This is a genomic window from Cupriavidus sp. WGlv3 (assembly GCF_023952475.1).
Taxonomy (GTDB): domain Bacteria; phylum Pseudomonadota; class Gammaproteobacteria; order Burkholderiales; family Burkholderiaceae; genus Cupriavidus; species Cupriavidus phytorum.
Window position 1 is genome coordinate 67,665 of sequence record NZ_JALHRX010000018.1, and the last position, 17,083, is coordinate 84,747.

Sequence of the window (17,083 nt, forward strand, 5' to 3'; positions counted from 1 at the left end):
AGGTGGGATCAGCGGGACAAGGTCATGGCGGGAGGCGGAAGCAGCGTGACCTGCAGCACCACCAGCGCGCCCAGCGTGCCGCGCTGGCTGGCGCGACCGCTGGCCGCCACCGCGGCCATGGCCTCGCCCACGGCCGCGGACAGGTCCGCCGGCACCGGTACGCGGCTGCCCGCGCGCAGATGCGCGCGGAAATGCCGCGCCACCGCGGCCAGCACCCGGCGCACCGGCTTGCGCGCCGGCGGCGGCAGGTCCAGCAAAGCCTTGCGCAGCGCCAGCGCGCAATAGCCGACCTGCAACGCATGGAAGCCGTCGGTGGACAAGGGATCGCCGGCTGCGCCCAGCCGCGGAACCAGCTGGCCCAGCCGGTCCAGCATGCGCGCGCCCAGCCGCGCATCGCCATCGCTGGCGCGCAGCGTGGCGGCCTGCGCCAGGTCGTGCCAGCTGGCGCGCACCAGCCGCCGTGCCGTCGCGCGCGCGCCGAACGGGCGTGCCGCCACTGACCACAGCGGTGCGAACACCATGGCCGCGGCGCTGGCCAGGCAGGTATTGAAGAGGGCGAGGAAGTCCGCGTCGAACACCGCCTGCACGTTGGCAAACGCTGCGGTGTTGACCGACAGCAGCATCGCGATCAGCTGGAACCCCGGCCGCGAAATCAGCAGGCCGATGCCGAGATAGGGCAGCGCCAGCAGCGCGGCCAGCGCTTCGAAAGTGTGCGCATGCGGCACCACCAGGAACAGGTAGCCTGACGAGATCAGCAGGCAGATTGCGCTCCAGCGCATGAAGGCGCCGGCCATGCGCCGCGGCTCGTCGACCGCGGCAAAGAAGCAGCAGGCGATCGAAGCCACCACCACCGCGCCGGCGCCGTCCTCCCAGCCCGAGAAGATCCACAGCAGCCCGGCGCAGAACACCGCCAGCCCGCTGGACACCGCGCCGAACAGCAGCATGCCGTGGTCATGGTGATGGCCGGCAGCTTCCGCAGCGGGTTCGCCGCGTGGCAGCGGCGTGCCGCTGCGTTTGTCGCCGATGCCTTGCTGCAGCGCGCGGCATTCGCCGTACAGGGCGTACAGGCGCTGCAGCTGGTCGGCCGCCGTGGCGGCAAGGCGATCATGCCAGCCGCTCGGGTCGGGTCCGGGCGGCATCCGCCAGCCTTCGGGCGCGGCGGCGGGCGCCGTGGCAGCATCGCCGGCGCGCCATGCAGCCGTCGCCGCCAGCGCCTCGCGCAGGTCAGCAGGGATGCCGCCGGCATGGCAGCGCAGCGCCTGCAGCACGCTGTCCAGCGACGACAGCAGCGGCATCAGCATGGTCATGCGCCGGCGCAGCGCGCGCGCGTGACGCAGCGTGTGGCTGCCTTCGGTGTCGTAGGCGAGCTGGCTGATCAGCTGGTCCAGTTGCAGGATGCCGGCGGCCAGCCGGTGGCGGCTGTGGTCGGCGCGCGGGCTGCCAACAAGGATGTCCGAGGCCCACGCCCCGGCATCGGCCAGCCACGTATCGGCACGCGCGCGCAGCGCCGGGGCGACCTTGGCCGGAAACACCACCGAGCCCACCAGCCCGGCGCAGACGATGCCGATCACGATTTCCTCGATCCGTGCCACGGCGATGTCGAAGATCTGCGCCGGCTGGCTGACTGCCGGCAAGGCGACGATCGGCAGCGTGTAGGCCGCCAGCAGGCACACGTAGCTGCGCGGCGTGCGCTGCAGCAGCGACAGGTACACCAGCACGCTGATCCACAGCGCGATCGCGCCCATCAGCACGATCGGCATGTTGACCAGTTGCGGCACCGTCGCCACCGCGGCGGCGGCGCCCAGCACCGTGCCGGCGACGCGATACGCGGCCTTGGAGCGGGTCGCGCCGGTGAGCGGATGCGAGACGAAGTACACCGTCGCCATGGCCCAGTACGGGCGCGCCAGTCCCAGCGCCAGCGCGATGTAGAGCGCGAGCATCGCGGCGGCGAATGCCTTCAGCGAGAACAGCCACTGTCGTGCATTCGGCCAGCTAGCCATGGAGCGGGGTCTTGAAGGAAGGTTGGGGGCGCTTTGCCACCGCCTGCCGCTCCGTGCTTCATTAAGGGCGCGGTTTGGGCAGGGGCGACAGGGTGGGAGCGAAGTGTAGCCGCACCTTTCGCATTCCATTCATGATTTAATATTCACCTTCCCATTCGTATTCTTCATGGACCGGGGCGTCCGCGCTCCACGCCAACATGCCCATCGATATCCGCGCGCTGCGCTATTTCGTCGAGACCGCGCGGCTGCGCAGCTTTACCCAGGCCGCCTCGTCGCTGTTCGTGACCCAGTCGACCATCAGCAAGATGGTCCGCCAGCTCGAGGATGAAGTCGGCCAGCCGCTGCTGATCCGCGAAGGCAAGAGCGTGCGCCTGACCGACGTCGGCCGCGTGGTCTACGAGCGCGGCCAGGAGGCGCTGGGCGTGGTGCACCGGCTGACGCTGGAGGTCGCCGACCTGTCGTCGCTGGGACGGGGGCAGTTGACGGTCGGCATCCCGCCGATGGTCAACCTGTTTTTTTCGCCGGCGGTCAGCGCGTTCCGGCAGCGCTATCCCAACCTGTCACTGACGCTGGACGAGCACGGCGGGCAGGTGGTGGAGCAACTGGTGGCCGGTGGCGAGCTGGAGGTGGGCGCCACCGTGCTGCCGGGCGACAGTGGCCTGGCGCTGGAAACGCGCCAGTTCGGCCGCTATCCGATCTGGGCGGTGGGACCGCGCAAGGCGGCCTGGGTACGCGGGCGCACCGTGTCGCTGGCGGCGCTGCGCGACGAGCCGCTGGTGATGCTGACCGAGGATTTCTCGCTGACGCGCAAGCTGCGCCAGGCCTTTGTCGAAGCCCGCATCGAGCCGCGCGTGGTGGCACGCAGCGGCCACTGGGACTTCCTGGCGTCGATGGCGGCGGCGGGGCTGGGCACCACCTTCCTGCCCCAGCCGCTGGCCGAGCGCCTGCAGGCGCAGGACACGCTGGCCATGGCGCGCCTGACCGAACCCGCGGTGGACTGGACCATGGCCCATATCTGGTCGCCGGGGCGCTACCTGTCGCACGCGGCGCGGGCGTGGCTGGCGGTGTGCGAAGAGGTGCTGGGGAACGGGCGGGCGGCCTGAGTCCGCCGGCTCACTTGCCGCGGCACTGGTCGGGCGGGATGTCGAGCAGCACCAGCGGCTTCGGTCCGGCCGCATAGTGATAGCGCAGCCGGATCCCCAGCTTGCCCAGCACCGGCACGTCCGGGTTGCGGCAGATGCCGCGCTCGAGGATCGGCTTGGCCGTGGCCATGAAATCACGGGTGTCGTCGCGGCTGGCATCGATGCCGGAGACTTTCAGATGGAAGTCGACGATCTTGCCGGGCCGCGCCACGCAGCCGTCGAAGCGCGTGGTGTCGTCAAGGTCGACCGGGCCAGCGCGCATCAGCTCCTGGCAGGCCAGGCGCAGCTGCCGGTCGGCGTCGCCGGTGGTCAGGCGCGTGACCCCGTGCATGCCGGTCGGCTTGCCGCGCACCGTGCCCAGCAGCAGCGTGGCAAGCTCCGACAGCGGCGGCGTGGCTACGGTGGCGGCCTGCGTGGCGGGAACGGCAAGTGCCATGGCCAGCAACGACACACCCAGGCGGACGGCGGTGCGGCGCCAGCGGCAGGGAGCAGGGGTGGCAAAGGCGTGGACGGCGGCGTGGGCGGCGGCGGGGTCTGGGGGCATGACGCGGACAGGACGGGGGCGGCGGGTGCGCTGCTACTTTAGCCCTGTGTCCTTGCGGCCGTTGTCAGGCTTTGTCCTACGGCGCAACGGCGCGCTTGCCGTGCCGGTCCAGGCATGCCAGGGGTAGAATCGCCGCTCGATCGATCCGTTCGCCACGCCGCACGCCATGTCCCTGCAAATCCGTCCCGAAGTGCCCACCGACACCGACGCCATCGCCCGGCTGACCACTGCGGCCTTCCGCACCGCACCGCATGCCAGCCAGACCGAGGCGTTCATCGTCAATGCGCTGCGCCGGGCAGGCCAGTTGACGGTATCACTGGTGGCGCAGGACGGCGATGCGCTGGTCGGGCACGTCGCGGTTTCGCCGGTCATGATCTCTTCCGGCGCGTCAGGATGGCATGGGCTGGGGCCCCTGTCGGTGGTGCCGCCGCGGCAGGGGCAGGGCATCGGTGCGCAACTGGTGCGCGCGGCACTGGAGGCGTTGCGCCGCGAGGGCGCCGCTGGCTGCGTGGTGCTGGGCGAGCCGGCCTACTACGGGCGCTTCGGCTTTGCCGCGCAGCCCGGACTGGTGCTGCCGGGCGTGCCGCCGGAATACTTCCAGGCGCTGGCCTTCGACGGCGCCTGTCCGGTCGGCACGGTCAGCTATCACGACGCCTTCAACGCCACCGCCTGAGGCCGGCGCGCTCAGAGTTCCAGCACCAGCCGGCCGCCGCCGCACGCGCGCGAGCAGCACGCCATCATGCGCTGGTTGGCGTCGCGCTCGGCGCGCGTCAGCACCACGTCGCGGTGGTCGACCTGGCCAGCCAGCACGCGCACCTCGCACGAGCCGCACAGGCCTTCCTCGCAGTCGCTCTGCACGTCGATATTGGCGCCGCGCAGCGCGCCCAGCAGGGTCTGTCCCGCCGGCACTTCCAGCACCAGGCCGGAGTCCTTCAGTTCCACGGTGAAGGGCTGCTCCTTCGACGCATCCAGGGTGCCCAGCCGCGAAACGAAATGCTCGACGCGCAGCGCGTCCGCCGGCCACGCCGCGCAGCATTCGGCCAGCGTATCCAGCAGGCGCTGCGGGCCGCAGGCATAGATCTGGGTGTCCGCGTCGGGCTGCCCCAGCAGCTTGCCGAAGTCGGCGCGCCGGCCTTCGTCGCTGGCGTGGACATGCAACCGCGCGCCGTGCAGCGCCAGCAGTTCATCTAGCATGGCCATGGCCTGGCGCGAGCGCCCGCAATAGTGGAAGTCGTAGTCGATGCCAAGCGCGCGGGCGCGCCGCGCCATCGCGCTCACCGGCGTGACGCCGATGCCGCCGGCGATGAAGATAGCCCGCCGGCATTGCTCATCGAAGCGAAAATGGTTGCGCGGGCCGCGGATGCGCAGGCGGTCGCCGGCCCTGACGGTGCCGTGGACCCACGCGGAGCCGCCGCGGCTGGCGGAATCGCGCAGCACCGCGATCTCCAGCGCCGCCGCATCGTCCGGATCGCCGCACAGCGAATACTGGCGCGACAGCCCGGTGTCGCCGCATTCCACGTCGATATGCGAGCCCGGGGCCCAGCGCGGCAGCGGCTTGCCGTCGGGCGCCACCAGCCGCAACCGGAGCACGCCGTCGGCGGCGGGCGTGGCACGCTCGACCACCACCGTGCGGGCGATGGTGTGCGCCGACGGCTCGCCGATGCGCACCGGCTGGCGCACCGCCAGCAGGGCCGCGTCGCGGCGCTCGGGGTTCTGTGCGGGATCCCATTCCACCAGCAGATGCTCCGGCCCGCGGAACGAGGTGTTGGGCACATAGGTAAAAGTCTGCTCGGCCAGGCGCATATGCGGCAGCCGGCGTGTCAGCTCTTCCAGGAACACCTGCATCTCCATGCGCGCCAGGTTCTTGCCCATGCACTGGTGCGAGCCGTAGCCGAAGGTCAGCTGCTCGCTGGCGTTGTCGCGGCGGATGTCGAACAGGTCGGCATCGGCGAAATGGCGCTCGTCATGGTTGGCCGACGAGGTCACGATCAGCAGCTTGCTGCCCGCCGGCAGGCGGATGCCGCCCACCTCGGTGTCGCGCGTGACCAGCCGGCGCCACGCCGCCACCGAGCCGTTATGGCGCAGGCATTCCTCGACCGCATTGGGAATCAGCCCGGGGTCTTCGCAGAGCTCGCGCCACGCGTCGGGATGCTGCAGCAACAGCTTGATGGCGTTGGCCGAGGCGTTGGCAGTGGTCTCATGCGCGGCGACGATGCCGGCCATCATCATCGAATGCAGGTAGGAGTCGGTCACCACCTCGGGCAGTTCCGTCTGCTTGCGCAGGCCATACTGCATCCAGCCGGGCCCGGACGGGTCTTCGCGCATCTTGTCGAGGATGCAGCCGGCCAGCTGCCAGAAGTTGCCAACCGCGTGTGCCACCGCGACCTGTTCCTCCGGCTTCGGCCGGCCCCAGGTATTGACGGTATGGGCAATGGAGTACTGGCGCAGCAGGTCCATGTCCTCTTCGGGCACGCCGAGGAAATGCAGCGCCACCGTCAGCGGCACTTCCCACAGCATCTGGTCGACCAGGTCGGCGCGGCCATCGTCGATAAAGCGGTCGACATACGCGCGCGTCAGGCGCCGCACCAGCGGCTCGTGGTGCGCCAGCTCGGCGGGCGTGAACGGCGCCATCAGCGCGCGCCGGCGCGGCATGTGGGCGGGCTCGTCCTCGTTGACCAGCGTGCGGTTCATGGCGTAGCCGTAGCTCGCCAGCACGGCGTTGGCTTCGTCGCCGGTGGGGGTGATCTTCTCCAGCGCGATCGACGGGCTGAAGGTCAGGTTGTCGCGGAAGATCGCCTTGATGTCGTCGTAGCGCGTGACCACCCAGTAGCCCAGCTGCGGGCTGTAGAACACCGGCTCCTGCTCGCGCGACCAGCGCACGTATTCGGGCGGATCCTGCTGGTAGCCGTCGCCGAAGGGGTCGAACTGCGCCGCGTCGTGGCTGACCGGGCAGCCGTTGGGCGCGGTGAGGGTGCTGTGGTCGATCGGGCAGCCGCGCGCGGCGCCGGGGGAGGGGATGGTCATGCTGCGTACTCCTGGTGTTGCGGCCGGACTCAGTTGTCCAGCGTGATCTTCAGGTCGCGGATCAGCCTGGTCCAGCGCCCGGACTCGCTGCGCAGCAGCTCGCTGAACTGCGCCGGCGTATTGCCCACTGGCTCGACGCCAAAGTCCACCAGCCGCTTGTTGACCGCCGGCTCGCGGATGGCCGCGACCACGTCTTTGTTGAGCGTGTTGATCACCTCCGGCGGCGTGCCGGCCGGCACCACCATGCCCACCAGCGCGGCGGCTTCGACGCGCGCATAGCCCAGCTCGGCGAAGGTCGGCACGTCGGGCAGCTGCGGCAGGCGGGTGGCATTGGCCACGGCCAGCGGGCGCACCTTGCCGCCCTTGATGAAGCCGGCGCCGGCGGCGTAGTCGACCATCATCGCGGCGACCTGGCCTGCGGCCACGTCCGATAGCGCCGGCGCGGCGCCGCGGTATGGTGCATGCGTCATCGGCAGGCCGGCTTCCACCTTCAGCAGCTCCATCGCCAGGTGGTGCGGGCTGCCGGCGCCAGCCGAGCCGTAGTTGATGCCGCCCTGCGTGGCCTTGGCCTGCGCGATGAATTCCTTGGCGCTCTTGGCCGGGCTGGCGGCGCCCACCACCAGGATCATCGGGAAGCGGCCCAGCAGCGTCACCGGGGCCAGGTCCCTGGCGGGATGGTAGGACAGCGACTTGTACAGCACGGGATTGAACACCAGCGTGCCGTTGTCGGCCGACAGCACGGTATAGCCGTCGGCAGCGGCGCGCGCGGTCTCGGCCGCCCCGATGGCGGTATTGCCGCCGGGCTTGTTGTCCACCACCACCGGTTGCCCGACCTTGGCCGACAGCCCCTGGCCGATGGTGCGGGCAAGGAAGTCAGACCCGCCACCGGCGGCGTACGGCACGATCCAGCGGATCGGCTTGGCGGGATAGGGATCGGCGGCGTGGGCGGCGCTCGCGGCCAGCACCGGCAAGGTCAGCGCGCCGATGGCAAAGCGCACGGCAAGGGCAAGGCGGGGGCGGGGCATGGTTCTTGTCTCCTGAAGGGATGGACCGGGTCCTGGCCCGGTGTATTCTGTTTTGCGTAAATCATATACGCATTGCGTAACGATTGAATGCGGGTTAACCTTGAAGCGCCCGCCACCACGGTGTGGCATCGTCCGCTGTCGCCGTGAAGACCCGCATACGTCGGGTAGCTCCCGTCCCACCATGCCCCGATCCAAAGTTCCTGCATCCGCACCTGAAACCGCCACTGAAGCCGCCACGACCCGCACCCGGGAACGACGCCAGCGCGTGCAGTCGGCCGTCACCGGCATGGCCGTATTGAAGGGCCTGGCGCGCCTGGGCGGGCGTGCCAGCCTGACCGCGCTGGCCGCGCATATCGACGAAAGCCCGGCCAAGGTGCATCGCTACCTGGTCAGCCTGGTGGAAGAAGAGCTAGTGGCGCAGGAGCCGGGCACGCAGCAGTACCACCTGGGCTTCGAGGCCCTGCAGATCGGCATGGCCGCAATGCGCCAGGCCGACCCGATCCGGCTCGCCGAGGCATCGCTGATGCGCCTGCGCGAGAACCTGGAGGTAACCTGCTTCGTCGCGGTGATGGGCAACAAGGGCCCGACCATCATGCGCTTCGAGGAACCGGGCCTGCCGGTGACGGTGAACGTGCGCGCGGGCTCGGTGATGCCGCTGCTGTGGTCCGCGACCGGGCGCGTGTTCCTGGGGCTGCTCGATGAAAAGGGCGTACAGGCGCAGGCCAGGGAAGAACTGGCGGCCGCCAGCCCGGCGCGGCTGGCGCAGCTCGATGCCGGCGACCCCATCGGCGCGTTGCGCCGCGCGGTGCAGGCCGATGACTGCGCCTGGGTGCGCGACACCAACCTGACCGGCATCAGCGCGGTGGCCGCGCCGGTGCGCGACTACACCGGGCGCGTGTGCGCAGTGCTGACCGCGCTGGGCGCCACCGGCGGCTTCGACCCCGCCATCGACGGCCCCATCGGCAGCGCCGTGCGGCGCGAGGCGCGCGCGGTCAGCGTGGCGCTGGGGTTCAACCCGGAGGGCTGAGCGGTCAGGCGGTCGCGTGCTCTCGTGCGGCACCCGGCCGGCGCGACATGGCCGCATCGCCAGCCGGCCGCAGCGACGGATAACCCGCCGCAAACACCAGCCGCCCGGCCGACCAGGTGTGCGTGACCATCGGCTGGCCCGCCACCTCGGAAACCGCAATCACGTCGGCGCGCAGCCCCGGCGCCAGGCGGCCGCGGTCGGCCAGCTTGCAGGCATCGGCGGGGTGGACCGTGACCAGCGCCAGGGCCTGGTCCAGCGGCAGCCCGGCCTGTCGTCCGGCGGCGTACGCTGAGGCAATCAGCGTGGAGGGCTGGTAATCCGAGCACAGGATGGTGCCGGCGCCGGCCCGGATCGCATCGATGGCGCGCATCGATCCGCTCTGGCTTTTGCCGCGCAGCACGTTGGGCGCGCCCAGGATGGTCGGCAGCGCGCGCGCGCGGGCGGCCTGCGCGGTCTCCAGGTTGATCGGGAACTCGCTCATGCGCACGCCCAGCGCGTGCATGGCGGCGATGCGCTCGGGCGAATCGTCGTCATGGCTGGCGGTGGGAATGCCCAGTGCGTGCGCCGTGGCCACCAGCCGGTCGACGCGCTCGTGCGCGCCCTCCAGCGCGGCGGCCTTCTGGCGCGCGGCATCGGTGGCGGCGTCGCGGCTCATGCCGTGGTTGCCCATCATGTAGGCCAGGTAGGCGTCCATGGTCTTGAACTGGCCCTGGCCGGGCGAGTGGTCCATCACCGAGAGCAGGTCGACCACGCCTTCGGCCATCAGCGCTTCCAGCACCGGCACGGCGCCGGCGTCGGTGACCTCGTAGCGGCAGTGGATGCGGTTGTCGACCAGGCTGTGCCGACGGTAGGCGGCGATCGTGCGCACCACCGTGGCCGCGGTGTCGACGTTGCGCACGCCGAACTGGTTGCCGGCGAACGACAGCGCGTGATAGGGCGTGGTGATGCCGGCCGCGGCGTTGCGGCGGTCGACCTGCGCCACGGCAAAGTCCAGCGGGAACAACACGCTGGCGCGTGGCTCCACCTCTTTCTCGATGGCGTCGCAGTGCACGTCCACCAGGCCTGGCATCACGGTGTGGCCATGCAGTTCGACCACGGTGGCGTGCGCGGGCACGGCCGCGGGTGCCGGCTCGATCGCCGCGATGCGGCCATTCTCGATCAGCAGCGCGCTGTCATGCAGCACGCGGTCCGGCAGCACCAGGGTGGCGTGGGTGAGGTAGGTCGCAGGCATGTCTGGCTCCGTTCGGGGCGCTTCGGTTCAGGCGAGGGCGGTAGTGGTGGCGGTAGCGGATTGCAGCGGCAGCAGGCGCGTGGCCACGGCATCGCGCACGGCTTCGTCGTGGAAGATGCCGATCAGCGCGCGGCCCTCGGCCAGCGCTTCGCGGATCAGCGCGACCACCACGGCGCGGTTGTCGGGATCGAGCGAGGCGGTGGGCTCGTCCAGCAGCAGGATCGGATGGCCGCCGATCAGGCCGCGCGCGATATTGACGCGCTGCTGCTCGCCGCCAGAGAAGGTGGCGGGCGGCAAGTCCCACAGGCGGCGCGGCAGGTTCAGCCGCGCCAGCAGTTCGGCCGCGCGGGCGCGCGCCTCGTCCTCGCCGGCGCCGCGCTGCCGCAGCGGATCGGCCACCACGTCGAGCGCGCCCACGCGCGGGATCGCGCGCAGGAACTGGCTGACATAGCCGATCACGTCGCGGCGCAGCTGCAGCACGCGTTGCTCGCTGGCGCGGCCCAGCTCGACCCACGGCGCGCCGTCGGCGCTGGTGTCGCGCAACCGGATGCTGCCCTCGGTGGCCAGGTAGTTGCCATACAGGCAGCGCAACAGCGTGCTCTTGCCGGTGCCCGACGGCCCCGACAGGACCAGGCATTCGCCGCGCGCGGCATCGAAATCGATCGCGCGCAACACCGGCAGGCGGATGCCGCCCTGGTTGTGCAACGTAAACATCTTGCCGAGGCCGCGCACCTCGACCAGCTTCTGTGGTTGTTCTGCGTGCATCGTGCTCAGCCCTGCAGGATGGAAGAAACCAGCAACTGCGTGTACGGATGCTGGGGATCGTCGAGGACCTGGTCGGTCAGGCCCTGCTCGACCACGCGCCCGCCCTGCATCACCAGGGTGCGGTGCGCCAGCAGCCTGGCCACGGCCAGGTCGTGCGTGACCAGCACCGCGGCCAGGTCCAGGTCGGCCACCAGGCGGCGCAGCAGGTCCAGCAGCCGCGCCTGCACCGACACGTCGAGCGACGCCGTGGGCTCGTCCATGAACACCAGGCGCGGATGCGTGACAAGGTTGCGAGCAATTTGCAGCCGCTGCTGCATGCCGCCGGAAAAGGTGCCGGGCACGTCGTCCAGCCGCGCCAGGTCGATCTCCATCTTCTCCAGCCAGCTGCCGGCGACTTCGCGCAGGTTGCCGTAGTGGCGCTCGCCCACGGCCATCAGCCGCTCGGCGATGTTGGCGCCGGCGCTGACCTGCATGCGCAGGCCGTCGCGCGCATGCTGGCGCACGAAGCCCCAGTCGGTGCGCGCCAGCAACCGCAGGCGCGCGCTGGACAAGGTGGCGAGGTCGGTCAGGCCGGACTCGCGCATGGCGTAGCTGACCGTGCCGCGCTGCGCCGGCGCCTGCATCGACAGCGCCTGCAGCAGCGTGCTCTTGCCCGAGCCCGACTCGCCCACCACGCACAGCACTTCGCCCGGATACAGGTCGAAGCTGACGTCATGGCAGCCGTGCAGGCCGTCCCAGGTGCGCGTCAGGTTACGCACCGACAGCAGCGGCGCGGCGCTCATTGCGCACCTCCGGCAGCGGTGTCGACGGCTTGCGCGGCCTGGCGGCCGGCGCAGTACTCGGTATCCGAGCACACGAAGCGGCGCGTGCCGGCGTCGTCGGTGATGATCTCGTCCAGGTAGCTGTCGGTGGCGCCGCACTGCGCGCAGCAGTTGGACCACGACTCCACGGTGAAGGGGTGGTCGGCAAAATCCAGGCTCTGGACCGCGGTGTAGGGCGGGACCGCGTAGACGCGCTTTTCGCGGCCCGCGCCGAACAGCATCAGCGCCGGGCTGCGGTCCAGCTTGGGGTTGTCGAACTTCGGGATCGGCGAAGGCCGCATCATGTAGCGCTGGTTGACGATCACGGGGTAGTCGTAGGTGGTGGCGATGTGGCCGTGGCGGGCGATGTCCTCGTACAGCTTGACGTGCATCGCGCCGTATTCCGCCAGCGCGTGCATGGTGCGGGTCTCGCCTTCGCTCGGCTCGAGCCAGCGCAGCGGCTCCGGGATCGGCACCTGGAACACCACGGTCTGGCCCGCGCGCAGCGGCGTTTCCGGAATCCGGTGGCGGGTCTGGATGATGCTGGCCTCGGTGGTGCGCTCGGTGGTCGGCACGCCGGTGACGCGGGCGAAGAAGCGGCGGATATTGATGGCGTTGGTGGTGTCGTCCGAGCCCTGGTCGATCACCTTGAGCACGTCGTCCTTGCCGATGATCGCGGCGGTCACCTGGATGCCGCCGGTGCCCCAGCCATACGGCAAGGGCATCTCGCGGCTGCCGAACGGCACCTGGTAGCCGGGAATCGCCACCGCCTTCAGCAATGCGCGGCGCAGCATGCGCTTGGTCGATTCGTCGAGATAGCCGAAGTTGTAGTGCTGGTCGCGGGCGATGCCCGCGGCCATGGTGATGGCGGCGGCGCTCATGCCAGCGTCTCCTCTTGCGGCTGCGATTGCGGTTGCGGTTGCGGTTGCGACGGTGCCGCGACGGTCGCGGGCACGGCGCGGTCCGGCGCATGGGTGCCCTCGGCGCGCAGCCGGCGCAGCAGCTCGAGGTTGGCCTGGAAGTCCACGTAGTGCGGCAGCTTCAGGTGCTGCACGAAGCCCGAGGCCTCGACGTTGTCGCTGTGGTACAGCATGAATTCGATATCGTTGGCCGGCGCGTCGGCGGCCTCGCCCAGCGCTTCGGCGCGCATGGCGCGGTCGGCCAGCGCCATCGACATCGCCTTGCGCTCGTTGTAGCCGAACACCAGCCCATAGCCGCGCGTAAAGCGCGGCGCCTCGTCGGCATTGCCGGCGAACTGGCTCACCATCTGGCATTCGGTCAGCTCGATCTCGCCGATGGTGACGGCAAAGCCGAGTTCTTCGACCAACAACTCCACCTCGGCCGTGCCGTAGCGGATCTCGGCCGCGAACGGGTGCGAATTGCCGTAGCCGCGCTGGGTCGAGTAGCCCATCGACAGCAGGAAGCCCTCGTCGGCGCGCGCCAGGTTCTGCAGGCGCGCGGCGCGGCCGGCGGGGAAGGTCAGCGGCTCGCGCGTCAGGTCGGGCGGGGCGGAGTCGCCGGCGGGAATCTCGTCGGTCTCGACCAGCTCGTCCGCTTCCAGCAGGCTGGTCACGCGCGGCATCGCGGCGGTGAGCGGGTCCTGCTCAGTCGGCAGGGGCTGCGGCGCGCGGCCGGTTTCGAGCGAGAAATCCAGCAGCCGCTGCGTGTAGTCGTAGGTGGGCCCCAGCACCTGGCCGCCCGGCACATCCTTGAAGGTCGACGAGATCCGGCGCTGCAGGCGCATCGCGCCGGTATCGAGCGGCTGCGTATAGCCGAAGCGCGCCAGCGTGGTGCGGTACGCGCGCAGCAGGAAGATCGCCTCGATCTGGTCGCCGGCGGCCTGCTTGAGCGCCAGCGCGGCCAGGTGCGGGTCGTACAGCGAGCCCTCGGCCATCACGCGCGACACCGCCAGCGGCATCTGCTCGCGGATCTGTGCCAGCGTCAGTTCCGGCACCGCGGTATCGCCGCGGCGATAGGCGTCGAGCATCCGGTAGGAATTGAGGATGGCGCGTTCGCCTCCCTTGACGGCTACGTACATGTCAGTCCTCCACGATGGTGGTGCGCGTCAGCGCGCAGAACCGGTCGCCGCTGCACAGCAGCAGGTCCACGCCGAGCGGGAAGCCGGCGTTGTTGGCACGCCAGGCCGCGCGAAAGTCCGCGGGCAGGCCGGCAACACGCAGCGGCTGCGTGTGCTCGATGCCGGGGCCGCGCAGCGTCAGGGTCTCGCCGTCGGTCAGCGAGGCCACTTCCACCAGCAGTGTGGCCGAGCGGTCCGGGAAGGCCGGGTCGCCCTGCGCGCAGTCCGTGAACGCCGGCATGGCATGGCCGGCCGGCACGCAGACGAAGGCCGCGGCGCCGGGCGCTTCCGTCAGCCGGCAGCCGCAGTGAAAGCGCAGGAACGCGCGCGCCGCGGCCGGCACGGCGGCGGGGAGCCAGACCGGCGTATCGGCATCGGCCAGTGTCAGCAGCAGCGCGGCCAGCGCCGGCGACAGGCCCTGGGGCAAGCCGCTGCGGGCCTGCAGCGTCTGCAGCTGGCCCGGATGGGCGAACGCCTGCAGCGCGGCGCGGAACACCTGCTGGGCGTCGTCGACCGGATCGTCGAAGCCGGGCAGCAGCGCGGCGGCCGGCGTGGACAGCATCGGTTGATGGGTGTGCATCTCAGTCTTCTCCGCGGACCATGGTGAAGAACTCGACGCGCGTCTGCGCGGCCGTGGCCGCGGCGTGCGCGGCGCGGCTGGCGTGTGCGTCGGCCAGCGGTGCAAGCACCAGGTCCTGCACGCGCTGGTGCCAGGCCGGACGCTGCAGCAGCGCGTCCAGCACCGCGGCCTGCTCGGCATGGCGCTCGCTGCGGCCCTGGACATAGGCGATGCCAGCGGCAGCGCCCCCGTCGACATCGGCGCCGCCATCCTCCAGCACGATCGCGCAGCGCGTCACCGTGATTTCCCCAAGATTGAACTGGGCTCCGGTGCCGCCGGCACGGCCCCGCACCATGGCCATGCCGGCCTCGGGCTTGCGCAGCAGCCGGTAGGCGGGTAGGGCCTGCGCCTGCGCAAGCCGTTGGAAGGCGCCGTCGAGCGCATCGGTCGGCGCAAGCGCCAGGATCCGCAGCCAGGCGGCGCGGGCGGCATGAGCGGCGGGCGGACCCGGCCGTGCGGTTTCGCTTTGCATCATCACCCCTATACGTCTATACGTTTAGATGTCGTTGCTGGAACACGCAGCCACTAGACCACAGCCAAATGAACGTTTCATGACGGGGCAGGGAATTGCTCGGGCACGCTGCCAGCGCGGCATGACTCAGGCACAATCGCACGGCATGGGTTAACGCTTGATGACAAGAGGACAGCGCAAGATGTCTGATCGAGAAGTGGAACGGGGTTCGGGCGTCGCGGTGTGGCGCCAGATTGGCGAGGCGCTGGCGGACGACATCCGCAAGAAACTGTACCTGCCGGGCGAGCAATTGCCGCCGGAGCCTGAGCTCGCCAACCGCTTCGCCGTGAACCGCCACACCATCCGCCGCGCCATGGGCGAGCTGGAGCTGAGCGGGCTGGTGCGCATCGAGCAGGGCCGCGGCACCTTCGTGCAGGAGCACGCGATCGACTACGCCATCGGGCGCCGCACACGCTTCTCGCAAAACCTGGCGGCGCAGGGCGTGCGCGGCCATACCGAAGTCATCGCCAGCCAGGTGGTGCGCGCGCCGGACGTCGCGAAGCAACTGGGGCTGGCGCGCACCGCCGAGCTGCTGCATGCGCAGATGATCGGCAAGGCCGAGGACCGCACCATCGACGTGGCCGAGCACTACTTCGACCTCAAGCGCTTTCCCGGCATCGACGAGGCGCTGCGCGCCAAGCAATCCGTATCGCGCGCGCTGGCCCATTACGGCATTGCCGATTACACCCGCAAGTGGTCGCGCATTACCGCGGCGATGCCGAGCGCGCCGGTGGCGCGGATGCTGAATCAGCCCAAGACGCGCCCGGTGCTGCAGGTCGAGGCGCTGAACGTCGATATCGACGGCAACCCGGTGCAGTACAGCGTGGTGCGCTTCGCCGGCGACTGGGTGCAGCTGACGGTGTCCGACCATGACTGAGGCGCCCGCGCGGAATTGGTCTAGACATCCGGCTGTCATCTGCCTGCGCTACTGTCTGCGGTCAACCCCACCAAACCGGGGCAGTCTGCGCCTGCGCGCGCGTGACGCCGCTGGTAACCTTGCCGCATGACTCAAGCCGCGTACCGCTACGCCATCTACCTGTCGCCATCCGGCCCCCTCGCCACCTTCGGCAATCATTGGCTGGGGCGCGACGCCGACACCGGCGCCATGCTGCCTCCGCCCGGCGACATGCCCGCCGCGCCGGCGGAGTGGGTCAGCGCGCCGGCCCACTACGGCCTGCATGCCACCCTGAAGCCGCCGTTCCGGCTTGCCGACGGCGCCAACGGGGCGATGGTCGATGCCGCCGCGCGGGACCTTGCGCGCCGGCAAACGCCGTTCGACGCACCGCTGGCGTTGCGCGCGCTCCGGGGTTTTGTCGCGTGGACGCTTGCCGATGGCGGCTCGCCGCCGATGCAGGCGCTGGCCGACGCCTGCGTGCTGGCCTTCGATCCCTTGCGCGCGCCGCCGTCGGCACAGGAACTGGCCAGGCGCGTGCCGGACCGGCTGAGCGCCGAAGAGCGCCGCATGCTCGACGCATGGGGCTACCCGTATGTGTTCGGCACCTTCGTGTTCCATATCACGCTGACCGGCATGCTCGATGCCGCCAGCCAGCGCGCCGCGATCGCGCAGCTCGCAGCGGCCAGCGGCAAGCTGCTGCAAGCGCCGTTGCATGTGGACCGCATCAGCGTGTTCGTGCAGCCGGCCCGGGGCGAGGACTTTGTGGTCGCCCGCCACTACGGCTTCGACGGCAGCACCGCGGACGGCGCCGGCGCGGCGTATCTGGGCGCATGAGCGCGGCAAACGTGGCCGACGGACACGGCCTGTTCTACCTGATGGGCCCGTCCGGCAGCGGCAAGGACTCGCTGCTGCGCGCGCTGCGCGAGCGCCTGAGCGCGGATCACCGCATCGTCATCGCGCATCGCTACATCACGCGCGCCGCTGACGCCAACGAGGCCTCGGTGGCGCTGACGCCCGAGGAATTCCAGCGCCGCCGCGCGCTGGGCTGCCTGGCGCTGGACTGGCATAGCCACGGCCTGCACTACGGCATCGGCATCGAGATCGAGCAGTGGCTGGCGCGCGGCCTGACGGTCATCGTCAACGGCTCGCGCGAGTACTTGCCGGAGGCGGTGGCACGCTACCCGAAGCTATGCGCGGTGCATGTACGGGTGCGGCCGGAAGTGCTGGCCGCGCGCCTGCGCCAGCGCGGACGCGAGGCGGAAGACGCGATTGCAAAACGGCTGGCCCGCGCGCGGCAGGCATTCGCCGTGCCGCCAGGATGCCGGCTGGTCGAGATCGACAATAGCGGTGGGCTGGATACCGCGGTGGCGGCCCTGGCGCAACTGGTGGGCGCTGCACCTCCAGCGGCGCGGCGGGCCTGAGT

17 protein-coding genes are annotated in these 17,083 nt (G+C 70.6%); 6 read left to right on the plus strand and 11 right to left on the minus strand.

Annotation, left to right across the window (positions count from 1 at the left end; all coding sequences use genetic code 11):
- Positions 1-8: 8 nt before the first annotated feature.
- Entirely contained in the window at positions 9-2,000 is a 1,992-nt protein-coding gene (locus MKD38_RS24275) for an FUSC family protein (RefSeq protein ID WP_252680799.1), read from the minus strand.
- 197 nt (positions 2,001-2,197) lie between these two features.
- Between MKD38_RS24275 and MKD38_RS24280 the strand changes: the two genes are divergently transcribed.
- On the plus strand, positions 2,198-3,103 hold the full coding sequence (locus MKD38_RS24280; protein WP_252680801.1) for a LysR family transcriptional regulator: 906 nt from the start codon (positions 2,198-2,200) through the stop codon (positions 3,101-3,103).
- Between the two features lie 10 nt (positions 3,104-3,113).
- Here MKD38_RS24280 and MKD38_RS24285 read toward each other — a convergent pair whose 3' ends face one another.
- Positions 3,114-3,686: a hypothetical protein gene (locus MKD38_RS24285; RefSeq protein ID WP_252680803.1), complete on the minus strand. Its 573-nt coding sequence runs from the start codon at positions 3,684-3,686 to the stop codon at positions 3,114-3,116.
- Between the two features lie 166 nt (positions 3,687-3,852).
- Here MKD38_RS24285 and MKD38_RS24290 point away from each other — a divergent pair, with 166 nt between their 5' ends.
- A complete protein-coding gene (locus tag MKD38_RS24290; protein WP_252680805.1) occupies positions 3,853-4,359 on the plus strand; it encodes a GNAT family N-acetyltransferase in 507 nt (168 codons plus the stop codon).
- Between the two features lie 11 nt (positions 4,360-4,370).
- Here MKD38_RS24290 and MKD38_RS24295 read toward each other — a convergent pair whose 3' ends face one another.
- Positions 4,371-6,710 (minus strand): cytochrome P450/oxidoreductase, encoded by a 2,340-nt coding sequence (locus tag MKD38_RS24295; protein WP_252680807.1) that lies wholly within the window; start codon positions 6,708-6,710, stop codon positions 4,371-4,373.
- A 29-nt stretch (positions 6,711-6,739) separates the two neighbouring features.
- Entirely contained in the window at positions 6,740-7,735 is a 996-nt protein-coding gene (locus tag MKD38_RS24300) for a Bug family tripartite tricarboxylate transporter substrate binding protein (RefSeq protein ID WP_252680809.1), read from the minus strand.
- A 181-nt stretch (positions 7,736-7,916) separates the two neighbouring features.
- Between MKD38_RS24300 and MKD38_RS24305 the strand changes: the two genes are divergently transcribed.
- Positions 7,917-8,762, plus strand: a complete 846-nt coding sequence (locus MKD38_RS24305) for an IclR family transcriptional regulator (RefSeq protein ID WP_252680811.1) — start codon at positions 7,917-7,919, stop codon at positions 8,760-8,762.
- A 4-nt stretch (positions 8,763-8,766) separates the two neighbouring features.
- Here MKD38_RS24305 and MKD38_RS24310 read toward each other — a convergent pair whose 3' ends face one another.
- The 7 genes from MKD38_RS24310 to phnG are packed head-to-tail and all read right to left on the minus strand — an operon-like array spanning position 8,767 to position 14,729.
- On the minus strand, positions 8,767-9,993 hold the full coding sequence (locus tag MKD38_RS24310; RefSeq protein WP_252680813.1) for an alpha-D-ribose 1-methylphosphonate 5-triphosphate diphosphatase: 1,227 nt from the start codon (positions 9,991-9,993) through the stop codon (positions 8,767-8,769).
- Between the two features lie 27 nt (positions 9,994-10,020).
- Positions 10,021-10,758: a phosphonate C-P lyase system protein PhnL gene (gene phnL / locus MKD38_RS24315; protein ID WP_252680815.1), complete on the minus strand. Its 738-nt coding sequence runs from the start codon at positions 10,756-10,758 to the stop codon at positions 10,021-10,023.
- A gap of 5 nt (positions 10,759-10,763) precedes the next feature.
- Positions 10,764-11,540, minus strand: a complete 777-nt coding sequence (phnK, locus tag MKD38_RS24320) for a phosphonate C-P lyase system protein PhnK (protein WP_252680817.1) — start codon at positions 11,538-11,540, stop codon at positions 10,764-10,766.
- Positions 11,537-12,439: an alpha-D-ribose 1-methylphosphonate 5-phosphate C-P-lyase PhnJ gene (locus MKD38_RS24325; protein WP_252680819.1), complete on the minus strand. Its 903-nt coding sequence runs from the start codon at positions 12,437-12,439 to the stop codon at positions 11,537-11,539. The genes phnK and MKD38_RS24325 overlap by 4 nt, the downstream gene beginning before the upstream one ends.
- Positions 12,436-13,596, minus strand: coding sequence for a carbon-phosphorus lyase complex subunit (locus tag MKD38_RS24330; RefSeq protein WP_252680821.1), 1,161 nt, complete (start codon positions 13,594-13,596; stop codon positions 12,436-12,438). Before MKD38_RS24330 ends, MKD38_RS24325 begins: the two co-directional genes overlap by 4 nt.
- Position 13,597: 1 nt before the next feature.
- Positions 13,598-14,215 carry a phosphonate C-P lyase system protein PhnH gene (gene phnH, locus MKD38_RS24335; RefSeq protein WP_252680823.1) on the minus strand — a complete coding sequence of 206 codons (618 nt, stop codon included), beginning with the start codon at positions 14,213-14,215 and terminating at the stop codon, positions 13,598-13,600.
- A gap of 1 nt (position 14,216) precedes the next feature.
- On the minus strand, positions 14,217-14,729 hold the full coding sequence (phnG, locus tag MKD38_RS24340; protein WP_252680824.1) for a phosphonate C-P lyase system protein PhnG: 513 nt from the start codon (positions 14,727-14,729) through the stop codon (positions 14,217-14,219).
- Between the two features lie 178 nt (positions 14,730-14,907).
- On the opposite strand from phnG, the gene phnF reads away from it, so the two are divergent.
- The 3 genes from phnF (at position 14,908) to phnN (ending at position 17,081) form a co-directional block, all read left to right on the plus strand.
- Entirely contained in the window at positions 14,908-15,642 is a 735-nt protein-coding gene (gene phnF, locus MKD38_RS24345; protein ID WP_252680826.1) for a phosphonate metabolism transcriptional regulator PhnF, read from the plus strand.
- Between the two features lie 126 nt (positions 15,643-15,768).
- Positions 15,769-16,494: a DUF1045 domain-containing protein gene (locus MKD38_RS24350; RefSeq protein WP_252680828.1), complete on the plus strand. Its 726-nt coding sequence runs from the start codon at positions 15,769-15,771 to the stop codon at positions 16,492-16,494.
- Positions 16,491-17,081, plus strand: coding sequence for a phosphonate metabolism protein/1,5-bisphosphokinase (PRPP-forming) PhnN (phnN, locus tag MKD38_RS24355; RefSeq protein WP_252680830.1), 591 nt, complete (start codon positions 16,491-16,493; stop codon positions 17,079-17,081). Before MKD38_RS24350 ends, phnN begins: the two co-directional genes overlap by 4 nt.
- Positions 17,082-17,083 lie beyond the last annotated feature (2 nt).